This window comes from Bacillus sp. 9.4 (genome assembly GCF_055486415.1).
The window spans coordinates 201,929-217,461 of sequence record NZ_JBVFMU010000003.1; the positions used below are offsets into that span (position 1 = coordinate 201,929).

The following is a 15,533-nucleotide window of genomic DNA, read 5'->3' on the forward strand; positions in this document are numbered from 1 at the left end:
CGCATATCTGGAGCAACATTCATCGCTAATGACACAAAACAATATGGGTAAGGAACCGCAATTAAGTCATTGTCAGTCATGGTATATAAACAACCTTTCCAGTCAATTTCATGATGTCTTCTTTAAAAAGCTCCTCGTCGCTATTTGATTCAGAAAGATGCAGTAACCAAATTTCCTGAACCCTGCTCAAGTCATTTGCCTTCAAAAACTCTTTTACGTTTTCTAAACTGAAGTGCGACTGTAAGAGTCGTCTTTTCATAAATGGCGGTGTACGGCCGCTTTCGATGTTTTCGTTCAGTATTTCATTCGAGTAATTGCATTCCACCATAATGTGAGTGAGTCCTGGAAACTTATATTTGATGTAATAGGTATCAGTGGCAAACAGAAGCTTGTCACCATCCTTATTAGCCAACAGAAAGCCATACGGCTCCGCCACATCGTGCTGCACGTCAAAGGGCATAATAGACCAAGAACCAACTTTAAACGGCTGTTTAGCGCGCACAGGCTTTATTCTGTGATGAGAAATGCCAATTGCTCCGGCCGTCCCAGGAGACATGTAACAATCAATGCCGGCTTTCAGAACATCCTTAATTGCTTTGCAGTGATCCCCATGCTCATGAGAAACAAGGCAGCCAGCGAATTGAGACATTTTATATTGAAACCCCTTCTGCATTTGTTTAAAGTTGATACCACATTCCAACAGAAGCGGGGTCTTACCATCGGTAACCCGATAGCAATTCCCCTTACTGCTCGATGACAGGGCTGTAATTTCAATCAAAAGTCTGGCCCGTCCGATTCAAAGACTGAGGGCTTCTCATCTTTTTTTGTTGGTTGGGGCTCCGGCTGTTCTGTTTGTGGATCCGGAATTGGTTCGATATCGATAACCTCTGCATTCGCTTTTTCATTTACCTCACGGCGCACCCGTTCTTCAGCTGGTATATCATCGTTAGCCTGCTCCTCTTCCTCTGTGTATAGATTCCCTAAGTTATTAGGGAAAGCTTCACGCAGGGCATTTACTATTGCTGTTTTTCGAATCATATTTAAGGGCATTGTCTTCCACGTGGATTGTCCTTTGCTGAATTCATCCAGGCTTATACGCACTGAAATTGGTTGCTTCCTATCCGCACGGTAAACGTCAGCCCATCCTCCAATTAGATTATCCTTAGGAAGCTTGATTGCACCCTCTATTTCAACCATATCTCCTTCACGCTCAACGATAATCCCAGCTTTAAACCCTTCAAACTGCTCGTTATTCTCTGCACGCTTCATAAATGCTTCTTTACCAACAATCATTTGAGCCGGTGAGCCTTTAAATTTCACAAGGTAAGCTTCATTTAAAAACGGATTGAGTTTTTGATACTTGCAAAGATTTATAAACATTGCCGCTTCTTGATCAGTTACATCGGAGTTTCCACGAACCAAAAAATTCTTTACTGTTTTTCCTGTAAGCTTCACGGATTCACCGTTTACTGAAAACTCAACGGGCTTAGTCATTAATTCATTTTGTTCACTCATTTGAATCCTCCTCGTCTTCGTACACAAATTTCACTTTTTTTCCTTTATGCTCAATCAAGAAATCTTCAAGCAGATCAGCAAAGTCGGAGGGTCCTACTAAATCTCTTTCTAAAATCGCGTCCTCTGGACATTCAGAAAGCGGACCCACATGCATGATTTCTTTGCCATTTATAAGCAAGGTTTCACGGCGTAGATCTTCCCAACCTTTACTCCTAACAACTGTTACTGTGACAATTTCACTCATTCACTTACCTCACAATCTACTGGAATGAGCGAGCTATCATCTAATTCAATCCGCAGCTGTTTATCTTTCTCGGAAACAATCAGGCTGAGGATCTGTGAATTTGTGTTGATCAATTTCGTCACTGCTTCAGAGTTATCAACGAAAATAGGAGCAGTGATTCCGTAGTAAGCATTAAGTGTGTTAATAATGTCCAGTCCAACATTAATGCGTGCAGCATTATTTAAGCCGGACGAATACGGCACACCTTCATAAAGGGTTTCACACGTCTCTTCAAGTCCTCCGTTGATCTGATCCTTGAAGAGTTTGAAGCGAGCATATTTAAACTTACTGTTTATCTTTTCTTCGAGGAGATTCACCTTAGTGCGAACAAATTCCTCAGTCAAATAGAGTTGATGTTGTAGCTGTTCATATTGTTCTGCTAACTCTTTTTGTTCTTGCTCAAGCTGTCTTACTCGATCATTAACATGCCTTACGTGCTCAATTTTCGCTTGATCTTTTTGAAGCAGCAGAATCTCTTGTTTTTTACTGGTGATATCATCCTTAATCAATTGAACGGCTTGATCCGTGGAAGATTCTAAGTCCTGAATCTCCTTCTGGATGGTCTCGATTTCAGCTTGTTTATTTTGATAAATTGGATCCGCTGAAATATCCAATCTATTGTTTTGTGCGCACTCCAATTCTTTTTCAAGTGATAATAAAGTTTCTTCTTCACTCTTATAGGCATCCTGTAAATTAGATATTGCAGACTCTAATTCCTGAATAGCATCCTCAGACTTTTCTTTTTGACTCTTAACCGACTTGCCTTTTTCATTGATTTCAGCTAAAGCTTGGCTTTTATGAAAATTGAATTTTTCAATGGCTTGATCGATTTTTTCTTTCGGTAATTCTTGGCCGCATGTAGGGCATTCAGTTTGATGTTGATCAAACGTCTCCTCATTCTTGTCGCACCAACTCTGGCGCAGCGACTCGATTTCCGTATTTAATCGATCCAAATTGTCTTTTTCAAGTAATAACTGCTGCTGATTCGATTTAATCTCCATTAAAATTTCATCAATCCTGCTTTTCACAGGGTATAGCTGCTCTTTAATCTCATTGATCTTTTTGTATTCTTTATCCTGATGATCATTTTTGATTTCCTGAAGATCATTCTGCAGCTGGAGAATTACTTTCCTCTTCTCAGAAATAGCTTCACCATTACGAGCTGAACGAAGTTTCTCCTCCAATGACTCAACTTCTTTTTGAAGAAAATTTATCTCGTCATGTAATTCTTGTTCATCTAGACCAGATGTATCTTCGACTGTGCGCTGGATTTCATCGATTCTTACCGGTATTGCATCGAGCTGTTTATTTATTTCACGCTGTTTTCCCGCGATCACCTTTCTATGCTCTTCAAGCGACCGTTTCTTTAAGATGCTTTCCAGGGCAGCCACAGAAGGGTTTTTACTGAATACTTCCTCGGCTGTTACATCGCCGCTAATCTCAAGTAGAATCTTCCGTCTGTCTTGCCATTTCAATTGCTCATTGAAGAATGATGGAGAAGTAATGAGTTTAAATTTGTCTTCTGCAATAATTGAGCTGACTCGATCATTAAACTCTTTTTTCTTTGATGGCACTTCGTTAATAAAATAGTCAGTGGTATGTCCAGAGAATACTGCTTCAGCACTACTCCGCTTTCTTGTCCACTTCTCGGAGTACACCTTTTTCAGAGACAATTCAGCTCCATCGATCAAAAACAAGCCGCTGACTTCATGATCCAGTCCGCTAATAGGCTTGTTTTCTTTTGTTAGAGTTTTAATCTGAAAATCTTTTTTGTTTTGGCTGTCCTTATCGAATAAGAGCCAAATAAAAGCATCAAACAAAGTTGTTTTTCCTGTTGCATTATCACCGTAGACCTTGACGTTCTCACCTTGAGTATCAAGAGTAAAATGTTTAATTCCCTTAAAATTACGCAGTTCTAATTTGAGCAGTTTAATTTCCTTCTTCATTTGGCTTCACATCCTTTCTCTTTAGACTTGAGAGAAAGATACTCATTTCTCGCCTCAGCTGTTGGGAAGTGAAAGCATGCATTCCCCCTTAGATCAAAGGAAATTGATCCACCTACAGTGGCAAGATTAATTTGATCGCGACGATGATCGCTAAACGGTTCAGTGTAAAAAACTTCATTCATTTGTCAAAGACCTCCAAAGATTTGATTTTTGGAAGGTGATACAGTAAACTATTGTTAACCAAATTTAGTACCACCTTCGAAGCTCACTCTGCATAGTGGGCTTTTTCTGTTTTTTGAAGCAATTCCTGAACACTGTCAGGAATTTTGTGTTCACATTTACTGCAATAAATTTTGCGAGACTGTTTTTCAATCTTTCCGCAATTTGGGCATTGCCTTGGCGGAATAATCAGGTATAACACTTAAATCCTCCTTTCTGATGCTTGTGCGCATCGTCAGACCAGGGAGAGTGGTGGTATTAAAAGAGGAATGGATGGATAAAAAAGTTCTCCTCTGGCCTGACGACAAGAACAAGCTTGCCGTGCTCTTAAAAGAGCGTTATAATACTTTTTGAACGTTTATTTTTTCCTAATTAAGCAGTGAGTGTAGGAGCTTGCTGCTTTTTTATTTTCTCTATGGCTTCTTTTGCTTGGGCATTTGCCATAAGAATAAGAGCTGGATTTCTCTTTACTTCTCGACAATGTTTCACAACCTCAGATGCTTTCATCAAACGGCTTGCAGATAATACAAATGACATTTAAATCAATCCTTTCATTTTTTTTAATGTCTCTGGATACTCCACAACTTCAATTTTTTGATACCTTTCTATTTGACCAATAGAACGCTTCATGTTTTCTAAATTAAGAAGCATAGATTCCGTATCTTCTTCCTCAACAGCTTTCATAACCATAGGCACCAAAACTTCTAAACAAATTAACTCTCGTCTAATTCCATCGTGTTTAATTCTCGGAAACAATTTTTTTCTCATTTCAACCTCCAAATAGACTCATGATGTTTTGGATGCTCTGTGCGACAGTTGTGGGATCAATGCCGCACAGGGTGGCGATCATAGCTTCTTTTGCATTAGTCGCCTCCATCCATCGAACGTATGTAGGAACATCTAAGGATTTTTTATCATTTTCAAATTTCGATATGCAGCTGCGGGAACGGTGAAGTAATTCTGCAAGATGTTCTTGTGATAGACCTGCTCGTTCCCGGGCGATTCTTAGTAGTGCTCCTAATTTCAACTTGTTCACCCCCTTCCAATGTTCCAAAATGGAACGTGTTCTGAAATGGAACAGTTTTAAACCGGAACATGTTGTACTCTTAGGTGGAAGAAAACTACAGTTAAATTGCTTTTTGCTCAGCTTGCATTTTTTCTATGACTCGTGGTCCTACTGTCTTTCGAATGAATTTAGTCCATTGTTTTAAGGTGTGTTCTTTATTAGTGCTATAAGTAATTTTGCAACCCATCACTATTTCTTCAGTAACTTGAGAATTATCAATAGGTGACACAGTTTCACCTCCTCCACTGTAGTTATTAGAATCAGGCTGAGTTTTCATTATCATCTTGTAAACCATGTGTTACATCAACTTCAAAAAAAATTTCTCGGGGATCTTTATTTAAAGCATGTGCTATACGAAGCATCATATAGCCTGAAGGCTCTTGGCCATGTAATTCAATTTTTGTGATGCTTTGGCGACTTGTATTAACTTTTCTCGCCAAATCAGAAACAGACATACCAATTTTTTGTCTAACTTCCCTTACTTTGTTAACCATGTATAACACCTCCTTGTCACTACTGTAACACTTGGTTTACAACATGTCAACTATGATTTACATGTATTTTATTTTAAAATCTATTTTCCTGATGTAAACTATGTATTACAGGTGATGAAAATATGAATAATCTTGGCAATTATCTAAGGGAACTAAGGGGTAGCCTTTCTATAAGAGAAGCTGCCAAACGTATTGGGATAAGTCACACGTACCTTGATAAGATTGAAAAGGGACGCGACCCTCGATCCGGAAAACCTATAAAACCCACTCCGGAGACTCTTCGAATGATTTCCAAAGCTTATAACTGTGACTATGAAGAATTAATGGTCGTTGCAGGGTATATTGAAAGTAATCAATCAAAAAAAGAAAAAGATATTGAATTAGAAAGTCTGACACCCAACCAGAAAAAGATATATGATTGGGCCAAGTCTCAAGACGGTCTCTTCTTTCATGAAAAGCCTGAGGATCTCGATGAGTTATTAAAAGAGTTTGAATTAGTATATGAACTCTTCAAAAAAAGAAAACAGAAAGAAAAATAACTTAGACATAGAGAGTATTCAATTTGAGGGGGACAATTACTTTTGCTTTTCAAAAAAAGAATCCTATTACTTTTAGTATTTATGATGAGTTTATACTTAGCTGCGTGCAGCTCTTCTAATTCGTCAAACGAGTCAAGCAATAAAGCAGACACAACAGACGAAAATCAGGAAGATACATATCAAACAGGAAACAACCGTTCTTTAACTGAACCCGGTCAAAAGTACAAAGAAGATACCGGGGAAATTGTTGAATTAAATAAAATAAAGAATCCAGATAAACATATCGATATTTCACCTCTTAAAGTGACAATAGACGATATAAAAGTGTTAACTCGCACAAATATTCCTAGCGATACTCTCCAGATGTATGAACTGAAAGTCGCCAAACAGCTTGATGAACCGTTAAGTTACATTCAAATAACTGTTACAGCTGAAAATACAGGAGATGCACTTGTAAAATGGAAAGGTATTACTACGGTCATCCCAAACACAAAGGAACAAATAGAAGTAGATAAAAATAATCTTATGGAGAATGGGCCACATGATATCTACGGGAATGCTAAAGATGAGTACACAATAGGAATTATATACGACGGGGATCCAGAAGAGATAAATTCTTTGACTCTTGTTCTGGGAGACACTTATGATAGCGAATCATATAAAACTATAACAAACGAAAAGACTATTAAATTAGATATAAACTAAATATAGTATTTAAGCTCTTTAGGGGGCTTTTCTTTTTCGTCTATAAAGGAACACACGTTCTTATTTTTATGCATCTTTGTTCACTACACAAGGAGGAAATAGATCTAATGATATATACTTATAGCCATTTAGAAGACAATGTTACCGGAATTTATTCAAAAATAGGGATTTCTGATCCATACGAATTGACTGTAGAAAATGTATCAGAAAAACTTGGTGTTACTGTAATGCACGGACTTGTTTCTTCTAGAGCTATGCAAAAGGGAAAAGAAAAAATAGTCATTCTTGATCTTAGATTAAAAAAGGAAAAACGGTGGCCTGTATTTTGTCATGAAGTTGGCCATCTTCTTCAACAAGCTGGAAACCAACTGAATATGCCTAATCCTTTTAGAATTTATCAGGAATGGAAAGCCAACAGTTTTATGTACCATTTTTCTATTCCTACCTTCATGCTTCAGGAAATGCAATTACCTAAAGATATAAATAGTGCTACTGTTACTGTGGCCAAAACTTTTAATGTTTCATATTCATTTGCCTACAAGAGACTAACTAGATTTTTCAATAAAATTTATGCCAATGAATTGATTTACAAAAGGGGGCTGATTCACTCATGAGGACTGCAATATATATGAGGGTTAGTACAAATGAACAGGTGGAGGAAGGTTATTCTCTTTCAGCTCAAAAGGAACGGCTGACTGCATTTGTAATGTCTCAAGGGTGGGATATAGCCGGCTATTATGTAGATGAAGGTATATCTGCTAAGGATATGAAGCGTGAACAGCTAATACGTATGATTGCGGATGTAAAAAAAGGATTGATTGATGTCGTCCTGGTATATAGGTTGGATCGTCTAACTCGATCGGTTGTTGATCTTCATGAACTTTTAAAAGTATTTGATAAATACAATTGCAAGTTTAAAAGTGCCACTGAAGTATATGACACAACCACAGCTATCGGTCGATTATTTCTTACTTTAGTTGCTGCCCTTGCTCAATGGGAACGTGAGAATTTATCAGAACGGGTGTCTTTTGGTTTGACACAAAAAGCTTCAGAAGGTGGTTGGCATGGCAGCGCTGCACCTTTTGGATATGACTTAATTAATAAAGAATTAGTAATAAACGAAGATGAAGCTAAAACTGTACGCGAAATGTTTCACTTATATATAAATGGTTTAAGTGATCGGAATGTTGCTATTCACCTAAATAAAAACCACATGTTAACAAAGAATGGACACTTGTGGCAAGACGCTCGTGTTAGGTATGTTCTCAAAAATCCATTATATGCAGGTACTTTACGATGGGGTGTCCGTGTTAATAAAGAAAACGCCTTTGAAGTTGAAGGAGCCTTTCCTGCTATTATTTCAAAAGAAACCTTCGAAGAAGCTCAAAAAATCAGGAAAAAAAGAAATAGTTTTCATGGTAAACAAGTATCCAGTGACTTTATCTATTCAGGTATTCTAACTTGTTCTCGCTGCGGATCTCCACTCAAAGGCGTTACAACCACAAGAAAAGGAACTGACCGCAGAAAAAATTATATGTGCAGAAAAGTTTATCTAAAAGAGTGTGACTTGCCCATGGTCTCTGAAAGGATTGTTGAACATAATTTTATAAAATATTTAAAAGCTGCTCAATTCCAATTTACAAGTATAGAGGACGTAGAAGAAAACGAAATTGAAAATCTTGAAGAACAATTCTCTAATGAAAAGAAACAGAAAAAAATTCAGGATGATTTAGATAAACTACTTACCCGAAAAAAGAAATGGCAATATGCTTGGGCTAATGAATTGTTAAATGATGAAGAATTCAAAGATAGAATGAATGAGGAAAATAAGAAGGAAAAACAGCTAAAAGAGGAATTGAAGGCCCTTGAAGAAATAACGCCGAACGTTAAAGTAGATAGACAAGCTATACAAGAAATGATCACTGATTTAATAGAGTCATGGAGCAATTTGACAGACAGCGAAAAAAAGCAGCTTTTGCAAAATACAGTGTCTAGTATAGTAGTTGAGAAAGTTAATGAAGGAAAACCTCTTGATCGTCTCACAATTTTAGAAATAAACTTCTCAGATTAATGAGTCCGGCTTTAAGAGCCGGACTTCATTTTTTCCCTGTTGAATTCTTTTCTGATCCTGCAAGCCGACCTTATTATACCCCCGTAACCGGTACATCGGCACAAATTCCCCGCCAGTCCTTCTTCTATGTCTTTATCTGTGGAATGCGGGTTTTCCTCGAACAATGCTTTAAGCGCAATGATCATTCCCGGCGTACAGTAGCCGCATTGGAAGCCGCCTTCTTCCAGGAAAGCGGTTTGACACATATCCAGCTCTTCTTTTTGAAGCCCCTCGATGGTTGTGATGGAATGGCCGTCTGCTTGATAGGCCATCGTCATGCACGCATTGGCAAGCTTCCCGTCAATTAGGATGGAGCAAGCTCCGCAGCGGCCGATTCCGCAGGACACCTTTGTCCCGGTCAGCTGAAATTCCTTTCTAAGCAAATCACTCAGACGTGCCGTGGGAATGGCTGTCACCTCACGCTCCTGCCCATTTACGGTCATTCGGTACTGTCCCTTTTTTACAGGGAGTGATCCAGCCTCTTTTACGTCCATTGCTTCAGCCCCTTTCTGTCTATCGCTTCCAGCAGCTCTTCTCTTGAAATCGGCAGCTTGTTTATCCAGCATCCAACGGCATCATATACGGCCTTTACAATGGCAGGAGTAAGGGCAATCGTCCCTATTTCTCCGACTCCCCTCGGTCCATATGCGTCTCCCTTCATTAGTTCTTCTATTGCGATCACCTTCATGTTAGGAACGTCTTTGACTCCGGGAATCAAATAGTGATCGAGATTTTCCGCGGCATAACGGCCGTCCGTCATTTTCGCTTCCTCCATCAGCGTATAGCCGAGCGCCATGGCGGCGCCGCCTTCAATTTGGCCCCGGTAACCCTGCGGACTGACAACCGGACCTGCCGCAATGGCGTGCTCACAATCTATCACTTTGACCTCGCCTGTTAATAGATCCACCTCCACTTCAACGGCAGCTGCACCGAAAGAATACAAGAAATGACTGCCTGGTACTACGACAGGATCAGGCGTTGTTGGAAAGTCAAATGCCGTTTCCTCTGCCAAAGGGCCTTTTTCAGCCAGCTCCTTATACGTCACCACGAGCGCCTTTGTGTTTTTGTCACGCAAGCCTGCAGCGCCGGGAATAAGGTTTTCCGCTGAACAGCCGTTCCATTCTTCCGCCCGTTTTTTCAACTGGGCTAGAAATGGCTTCTTCAAACGCTGGATCGCGTGCCACACCATGCTTGTGCCGCGGGATGCTGTGGAGGAGCCTGACTTCGGCACTTTTGCGGTATCCCCAATAACAATGGAAATATCTTCTGCGGCACAACCCAGCTCCTTCATGACAATATGTTCAATCGCTGCTAGAATCCCCTGTCCGCATTCTTCAAATCCGAACGATGCTGTGATTTTGCCTTCACTCGAAAGGGACAAACGGCCTCCTGCCGCATCCATTCGGCCATAGCCCAGCCCGCCGCCGTGCATTGTAATTGCCGCTCCCGTGCCTCTTTGCAGATACCCGCAGTTCCGGCTGGTTCTTGTAAGAATGGGAGATTTAGATATGGCATTCAACACCTGCGCCGCTCCGTCAGTTGGTGCAATTCGATGCTCAAGCGGCCCCAAGTCATGCGGTTTTCTGATATTTTTTCTTCTCAGCTCGAGCGGGTCGATGCCGAGCATGCCGCTGAGACGATCGAGATGGGTTTCGAGTGCAAATGTGATTTGGTTGCCGCCAAAGCCCCGAAATTCCCCTGCCACCCCGTTGTTCGTAAATACTGATATTCCTTCAGTCCGGATATTCGGAATACGGTACGGCCCCGCGGCATGCTCGACAGAAAAATCAAGAACAGCCGGTCCGAGCGTAGCATATGCGCCTGTGTCCGCCACAATTTTCACGTCATGCGCCAATAGATTTCCCGAATGATCCGCACCCGTTTTTATCGTAATCTTCATCGGATGGCGCTTAATGCCAGAACGTACAGATTCCTTTCGTGTCTGATGGATTTTGACAGGACGTCCGCTTTTCAGTGACAAAAGCGCGGCATACGGCTGAATATTCAGCTCATCCTTCCCTCCGAACGAGCCGCCCATCGGACTTGACACAATCCTGATCTTCTCTTCAGGAATGTCAAAAATACGGGCAAGCTGGAAACGGTCTTTATAGCCGTGCTGGGTTCCTGCATACATCGTAAAACCCCCGTCGTCTTCCGGAACGGCTACGCCTCCCTCCGTTTCCATATACGTATGCATCTGCCGCGGCAGCTCATAGGTTTCTTCAAGGACTGTGTCAGATGCTTGAAACCCTTCTTCCACATCGCCGTTTGAAAAAAACGCGCGGTGCAGGATATTCCCGTCCTCATGCAGTCTTTGCGCATTCGGCCGAAGCGCTTTTTCTGGTGAATCCATGACTTCCAGCTCTTTATACTCAACTCGAATCAGCTCCAGCGCCGCTTCCGCGATTTCTTCCGTTTCCGCAGCAACTGCGGCGATCGCATCCCCGACATACCGCACTCTGTCCTCACATAAAACCGGCTGATCAGGGATGATAATGCCAAATCGGTTTAAGCCGGGAACGTCTTTATGTGTGACGACGGCTTGCACGCCTTCCATTTTCTCAGCTTTCATGGTGCAAACCGACACAATCTCTGCATGAGGATAAGCACTTCTCAGCACCTTGCCATACAGCATTCCTGGAAAGCTGAGATCGGTCATATATTTCAATTCCCCTGTGACCTTACCCCTTCCATCCGGCCTGACTCTTGACGGTTTGTTGATGATCATTTATTCCCCTCCCTCAGCCATCAGCTCTGCCATGATGACGTTGGCAGCGGCTTTTTTTCTGTATGCCGCTGACATAAAAGCATCTGAGGAAAACGGCAGCTCATGGATAAGTGTTTTGTACAGATCATGCGAGTCCCACCCTGGTGCCATCCATTTCGCTTCGCTGTCCAATAATCTCCTAGGAGTGATATCGGTATGGCCAGCGGCGAGGCGAATGCCGCCGTCTTTCAAAAAACGTCCAGCTGCAACAGCAACCGCTCCTGTAAAAGCCTGACGCCTTCCAAGCTTGTGATAAAATACACGCTCTCCCTCCGCCCGCGGGATGATGACACGCGTGACGATAGCCGTTCTAAAGTCTTCCTCACTGAGCCAAGCGCCAAGCGGCAGCCTGATTGACTTCTTTTGATATACGATAAGATCAGCATCAAGCACAAGCAGAAGCGGAATGAAATCACCGATTTTACTCGCTATGTTGCCGCCAATCGTGGCACGGCTGCGGATTCCCGGTGCGGCGACAGTGGAAGCAGCGTCACTGAAACAGCCAAGCGCGCTCTTGATCAAAGGGTTCTTTCTGCATTCATTCAGTGATGTGAGCGCCCCGATCGACACGTGGGTGTCACTGGCGCTGATCCCTCGCATCTCGTCAATCCCTTCAAGGCTGACAAGGTGCTGTTTCGGTAGAGTTCCTTTGTCCCACTGAAGCTGAAGCAGCGTGCTTCCCGAAGCGGCACACACATCCGGAGCAAGCTTCTCTAAAAGCGAATAGGCCTCATCAAGCGCTGTCGGCCTCCATAATTGAATATTCATCCTTGCTTTTGTCACTTGGCCGTTCAAGCCATCGCCCTCCTTACCATGTCATATTCCTCGGGTGTATCAATATCGTCCAACTCACCGCTATCCTTTGCCTCCAAAACCGCTCCTGCTCCAAGCTGTCCGCTTTTCAGGAGCCTGCGAGCCCCTTCATCTCCCTTTAACCCCTTTACATAAGGAAAACAAGCCGACGAGAAGTAGATTGGCGGGGTGAACGCCCCTAAAAACGATGACACGGCAAATGACTCAGGAGCCAGTGCCATAAGGGCATTAAGATGATCGACGGAAAGCTGAGGCTGGTCGGCTAACAAAATGACAACGCCGTCCGCCCCCATGCTTTCTGCTTTTCTCACCCCGCTGCTGACTGAATGCCCCTGACCCTTTTCTGCGTCTTGGCAAATGTGCAGGCTCCAGCGTTTTTGAAAAGGCGGAGCGTGATACGGCGTCCCTATCCACTCAAGGGAAGCATGTTCTGTCCGCTCGACGACCAGCACGTGATCAAGGCGGGACGACAGAGCAGTTTTCAAAGAAAGTGAGCCTATGTTTTCTCCTTTTAGCGGCAAAGCCAGCTTGTTTTGACCCATTCTTCTGCTTTTGCCGGCAGCGAGAAACACGCCGATCAGATAGGGGTTTCTCATACAACCGCCAGCCGTTTTCTTATTTGAATAATTTCTGCAACTACACTTACCGCAATTTCCTCGGGACCTTCCGCACCGATTTCAAGCCCGACCGGACTGTAAAAGTGAGACGGAGGATGTTTTCCGTTCAGCAGTCGTTTCGTGCGGTTTGCCGAACCCAACAGTCCAATATAATGGAGGTTTTGAGAAAATAAGAAGTTGATGATCGTTTGATCGTGCTGATAATGATGGGTTGCCACAACAGCTGCATCATGCGGAAAAAATTGAAATTCGCTAAGCATTTGTTCCGGAAAAGCGGTGATCAGCTGATCCGCTTTTGGAAAAAGAGAGGATGTACAATAAGCGGACCGCCAATCCGTCACGATAACAGAAAACCCTGTGTCAGCCGCCAAATTGGCCAGCGGTACAGTATCCGGTCCCGCCCCAAACAGAATGAGACGCGGCTTCGGTTCAATTCGCTGAATAAACATGTTAGTGGTTTGATCGAAATGCGGTAAATGAAGCGTTGAAACAGTACGTTGAATATCTTGCAGAGGCGCGTCCGGCCAGTTCCCAAAATGCCCGTTCTCCGTCAGAAATAAATAATGGGAGGATCCAATCTTTGTAACGGAAGTGACAGCTTTGCCTGAATGAAGGCTGTCCCTCACTTTCTCATAGTGCCGCCTTTTTCCCTGAGTGATTCGCTCCGCATGAACATGAATAATGCCATTGCACCCGGCTCCCATGCCCCAAGAAAGATCATCCTCCGACCGCATGTCGTAGGGAATCAGCGTTGATGTGAGCTGTTCGCCCAGCGCACTGATTCTTTGGAATACATCTTCTTCCACACACCCGCCGCTCAGCAAGCCAATCCGTCTGCCTTTTTTCTTAAAGAGCATAGAGGCGCCTGCTTTTCGATACGCGGAGCCTTCAACTTGAACAATTGTCGCCAGTACAGCCTCCTCCTGGTCTTCCAGGAGCGCATCTAACATCGTGTGAAAATTCCCCAATGCCGCATCCTCCTCTCGAAAATTGCCGTGAGAAACAACTAGTTCAGCGTGATTTTATAGGTAACTTGTATAAAGAATAGACGATGGAATAAAAAATGACTCATGATTTGTCAGAAAATGAAACACATAGAAAGAGGATTTGTAAAAAGAGTCAAACGAAGAAAATCAGATTGGAGAAAACACGAAATCATATCTAAAAAGCTTGCGGAGTTCCGCAAGCTTTTCTTTACACCGCTGCCTGGCGGTCAGCGTTTTCATACACATCCAGCGCTGCTTGGAGCGCTTTTCCTGCTTCGATTCCTGCGTTATGTCTAAGAAGCACAGCCTCTAACCCGGCAAGCACGAATAGCACGTTTTCTTTTCTGCAGCTGTACCCCATCGTGCCGATTCTCCAGATCTTCCCTGCAAGCGGGCCGAATGAGCTGGCGATTTCAATGCCGAATTGTGCCAACAGCATGTCACGGACAGACTCGCCGTCAATGCCGCCGGGAATTTCGACACAGGTAACAACAGGCATTTTGCAGCTGTCATCTCCAAACAATCTTAGCCCCATTGCCTTTATCCCTGCTGCTAATGCGGCTTCATGGTGCCGATGCCGCTCGAAACGCGTCTCAAGACCTTCTTCAAGCACCAGTCTGACTCCCTCACGTAAGGCGTACAGCATCGTCGTCGCTTCTGTATGATGATTGAGCCGTCTTTCGCTCCAATAATCCTCAAGCTGGCTCAAATCAAAGTAGTTGCTTGTGATTGGCCGATTTCCCGAAAGTGCTGCCCTGTCAGCTTGTGTCGCAATCCCGCGTTCCACCTTTTTGCGAGCTGCAATCACGTCCGCCACCCGCTCATTATATGTAATCGGCGCCATTCCTGAAGGCACAGACAAACATTTTTGCGTTCCGCCGATGGCAGCGTCAATCTTCCATTCATCGACTTTTACCTCGCAGCCCCCAATCGTTGCGACTGCATCGACGATAAACAATGCATCCTCGGTGCGGCAGGCTTCGCCGATGGCTTTCAGCGGGTGAATCCGTCCTGTCGATGTTTCTCCATGCACCATGGCCACAATTTTCGGCTTCACCTTTTTTATCTCCCGTATGATGTCCTCTGGGTCAAAAACCGTTCCCCATTCGCACTCCAGCATATGAACATTTGCCCCATATCGCTCGGCGATTTCAGTCAGCAAATAACCGAAACGGCCGTAAATGGGAATGAGCACATCATCTTCCGGCTCTATCACACTAGCCAGCACTGCTTCAATTCCCGCCCGTGAAGTGCCGTCAATCGGGTATGCCCAGCGGTTTTTTGTTTGGAACAGCTCCCGAAGCATCTCCATCGTTTCATTCATAATACCTGTAAACGCCGGATCAAATTGGCCGACAACCGGGGTGCTCATTACTCTTAATACACGCGGATCAACCTCAACAGGCCCCGGCGTCATAATCGTTCTTAATGGGGTGCATAATTCTCTTCTGCCTGACACAGCCATTCCTCCTT

Annotated in this window: 20 protein-coding genes; 4 read left to right on the forward strand and 16 right to left on the reverse strand. The window is 43.3% G+C overall.

Annotated features, from left to right (window positions below; translation table 11 throughout):
- Window positions 1-76 precede the first annotated feature (76 nt).
- The 10 genes from ACZ07B_RS13045 to ACZ07B_RS13090 all read right to left on the reverse strand — a co-directional run bounded on the left by ACZ07B_RS13045 (window position 77) and on the right by ACZ07B_RS13090 (window position 5,523).
- Window positions 77-778 carry an MBL fold metallo-hydrolase gene (locus ACZ07B_RS13045; RefSeq protein ID WP_464877292.1) on the reverse strand — a complete coding sequence of 234 codons (702 nt, stop codon included), beginning with the start codon at window positions 776-778 and terminating at the stop codon, window positions 77-79.
- A complete protein-coding gene (bet, locus tag ACZ07B_RS13050; protein ID WP_044430512.1) occupies window positions 775-1,515 on the reverse strand; it encodes a phage recombination protein Bet in 741 nt (246 codons plus the stop codon). The genes ACZ07B_RS13045 and bet overlap by 4 nt, the downstream gene beginning before the upstream one ends.
- A complete protein-coding gene (locus ACZ07B_RS13055) occupies window positions 1,508-1,759 on the reverse strand; it encodes a hypothetical protein (RefSeq protein ID WP_010330164.1) in 252 nt (83 codons plus the stop codon). The genes bet and ACZ07B_RS13055 overlap by 8 nt, the downstream gene beginning before the upstream one ends.
- Window positions 1,756-3,744 (reverse strand): hypothetical protein, encoded by a 1,989-nt coding sequence (locus ACZ07B_RS13060; protein WP_464877293.1) that lies wholly within the window; start codon window positions 3,742-3,744, stop codon window positions 1,756-1,758. The genes ACZ07B_RS13055 and ACZ07B_RS13060 overlap by 4 nt, the downstream gene beginning before the upstream one ends.
- Window positions 3,741-3,926, reverse strand: a complete 186-nt coding sequence (locus tag ACZ07B_RS13065; RefSeq protein WP_342412331.1) for a hypothetical protein — start codon at window positions 3,924-3,926, stop codon at window positions 3,741-3,743. The genes ACZ07B_RS13060 and ACZ07B_RS13065 overlap by 4 nt, the downstream gene beginning before the upstream one ends.
- A 409-nt stretch (window positions 3,927-4,335) precedes the next feature.
- Window positions 4,336-4,500 carry a hypothetical protein gene (locus tag ACZ07B_RS13070; RefSeq protein WP_342412330.1) on the reverse strand — a complete coding sequence of 55 codons (165 nt, stop codon included), beginning with the start codon at window positions 4,498-4,500 and terminating at the stop codon, window positions 4,336-4,338.
- On the reverse strand, window positions 4,501-4,731 hold the full coding sequence (locus ACZ07B_RS13075; protein WP_464877294.1) for a hypothetical protein: 231 nt from the start codon (window positions 4,729-4,731) through the stop codon (window positions 4,501-4,503). It abuts the gene before it with no gap.
- 1 nt (window position 4,732) lies between these two features.
- Entirely contained in the window at window positions 4,733-4,999 is a 267-nt protein-coding gene (locus tag ACZ07B_RS13080) for a helix-turn-helix domain-containing protein (RefSeq protein WP_342412328.1), read from the reverse strand.
- 91 nt (window positions 5,000-5,090) lie between these two features.
- Window positions 5,091-5,258, reverse strand: coding sequence for a hypothetical protein (locus tag ACZ07B_RS13085; RefSeq protein WP_342412327.1), 168 nt, complete (start codon window positions 5,256-5,258; stop codon window positions 5,091-5,093).
- A 31-nt stretch (window positions 5,259-5,289) separates the two neighbouring features.
- Window positions 5,290-5,523, reverse strand: coding sequence for a helix-turn-helix transcriptional regulator (locus ACZ07B_RS13090; RefSeq protein ID WP_342412326.1), 234 nt, complete (start codon window positions 5,521-5,523; stop codon window positions 5,290-5,292).
- 122 nt (window positions 5,524-5,645) lie between these two features.
- On the opposite strand from ACZ07B_RS13090, the gene ACZ07B_RS13095 reads away from it, so the two are divergent.
- The 4 genes from ACZ07B_RS13095 to ACZ07B_RS13110 all read left to right on the forward strand — a co-directional run bounded on the left by ACZ07B_RS13095 (window position 5,646) and on the right by ACZ07B_RS13110 (window position 8,838).
- Window positions 5,646-6,062, forward strand: a complete 417-nt coding sequence (locus ACZ07B_RS13095) for a helix-turn-helix domain-containing protein (RefSeq protein ID WP_464877295.1) — start codon at window positions 5,646-5,648, stop codon at window positions 6,060-6,062.
- Window positions 6,063-6,104: 42 nt separating this feature from the next.
- On the forward strand, window positions 6,105-6,767 hold the full coding sequence (locus ACZ07B_RS13100; RefSeq protein ID WP_464877296.1) for a hypothetical protein: 663 nt from the start codon (window positions 6,105-6,107) through the stop codon (window positions 6,765-6,767).
- A 107-nt stretch (window positions 6,768-6,874) separates the two neighbouring features.
- Window positions 6,875-7,381 carry an ImmA/IrrE family metallo-endopeptidase gene (locus ACZ07B_RS13105; protein ID WP_342412323.1) on the forward strand — a complete coding sequence of 169 codons (507 nt, stop codon included), beginning with the start codon at window positions 6,875-6,877 and terminating at the stop codon, window positions 7,379-7,381.
- Window positions 7,378-8,838 carry a recombinase family protein gene (locus ACZ07B_RS13110; protein WP_464877297.1) on the forward strand — a complete coding sequence of 487 codons (1,461 nt, stop codon included), beginning with the start codon at window positions 7,378-7,380 and terminating at the stop codon, window positions 8,836-8,838. Before ACZ07B_RS13105 ends, ACZ07B_RS13110 begins: the two co-directional genes overlap by 4 nt.
- A gap of 11 nt (window positions 8,839-8,849) precedes the next feature.
- Here ACZ07B_RS13110 and pucE read toward each other — a convergent pair whose 3' ends face one another.
- The 6 genes from pucE to pucG form a co-directional block, all read right to left on the reverse strand.
- A complete protein-coding gene (pucE, locus tag ACZ07B_RS13115; RefSeq protein WP_464877298.1) occupies window positions 8,850-9,371 on the reverse strand; it encodes a xanthine dehydrogenase subunit E in 522 nt (173 codons plus the stop codon).
- The gene (pucD, locus tag ACZ07B_RS13120) at window positions 9,362-11,605 is read right to left on the reverse strand and encodes a xanthine dehydrogenase subunit D (RefSeq protein ID WP_464877299.1); all 2,244 of its coding nucleotides are present in this window, start codon (window positions 11,603-11,605) and stop codon (window positions 9,362-9,364) included. The genes pucE and pucD overlap by 10 nt, the downstream gene beginning before the upstream one ends.
- Complete coding sequence (gene pucC, locus ACZ07B_RS13125; protein WP_464877300.1) at window positions 11,606-12,439, reverse strand: xanthine dehydrogenase subunit C; 834 nt, start codon at window positions 12,437-12,439, stop codon at window positions 11,606-11,608.
- Window positions 12,436-13,053, reverse strand: a complete 618-nt coding sequence (gene pucB, locus ACZ07B_RS13130; protein ID WP_216995490.1) for a xanthine dehydrogenase accessory protein PucB — start codon at window positions 13,051-13,053, stop codon at window positions 12,436-12,438. Before pucB ends, pucC begins: the two co-directional genes overlap by 4 nt.
- Window positions 13,050-14,042: an XdhC family protein gene (locus ACZ07B_RS13135; protein WP_464877301.1), complete on the reverse strand. Its 993-nt coding sequence runs from the start codon at window positions 14,040-14,042 to the stop codon at window positions 13,050-13,052. The genes pucB and ACZ07B_RS13135 overlap by 4 nt, the downstream gene beginning before the upstream one ends.
- A 226-nt stretch (window positions 14,043-14,268) precedes the next feature.
- On the reverse strand, window positions 14,269-15,519 hold the full coding sequence (gene pucG / locus ACZ07B_RS13140) for a (S)-ureidoglycine--glyoxylate transaminase (RefSeq protein WP_024571888.1): 1,251 nt from the start codon (window positions 15,517-15,519) through the stop codon (window positions 14,269-14,271).
- Between the last annotated feature and the right edge of the window lie 14 nt (window positions 15,520-15,533).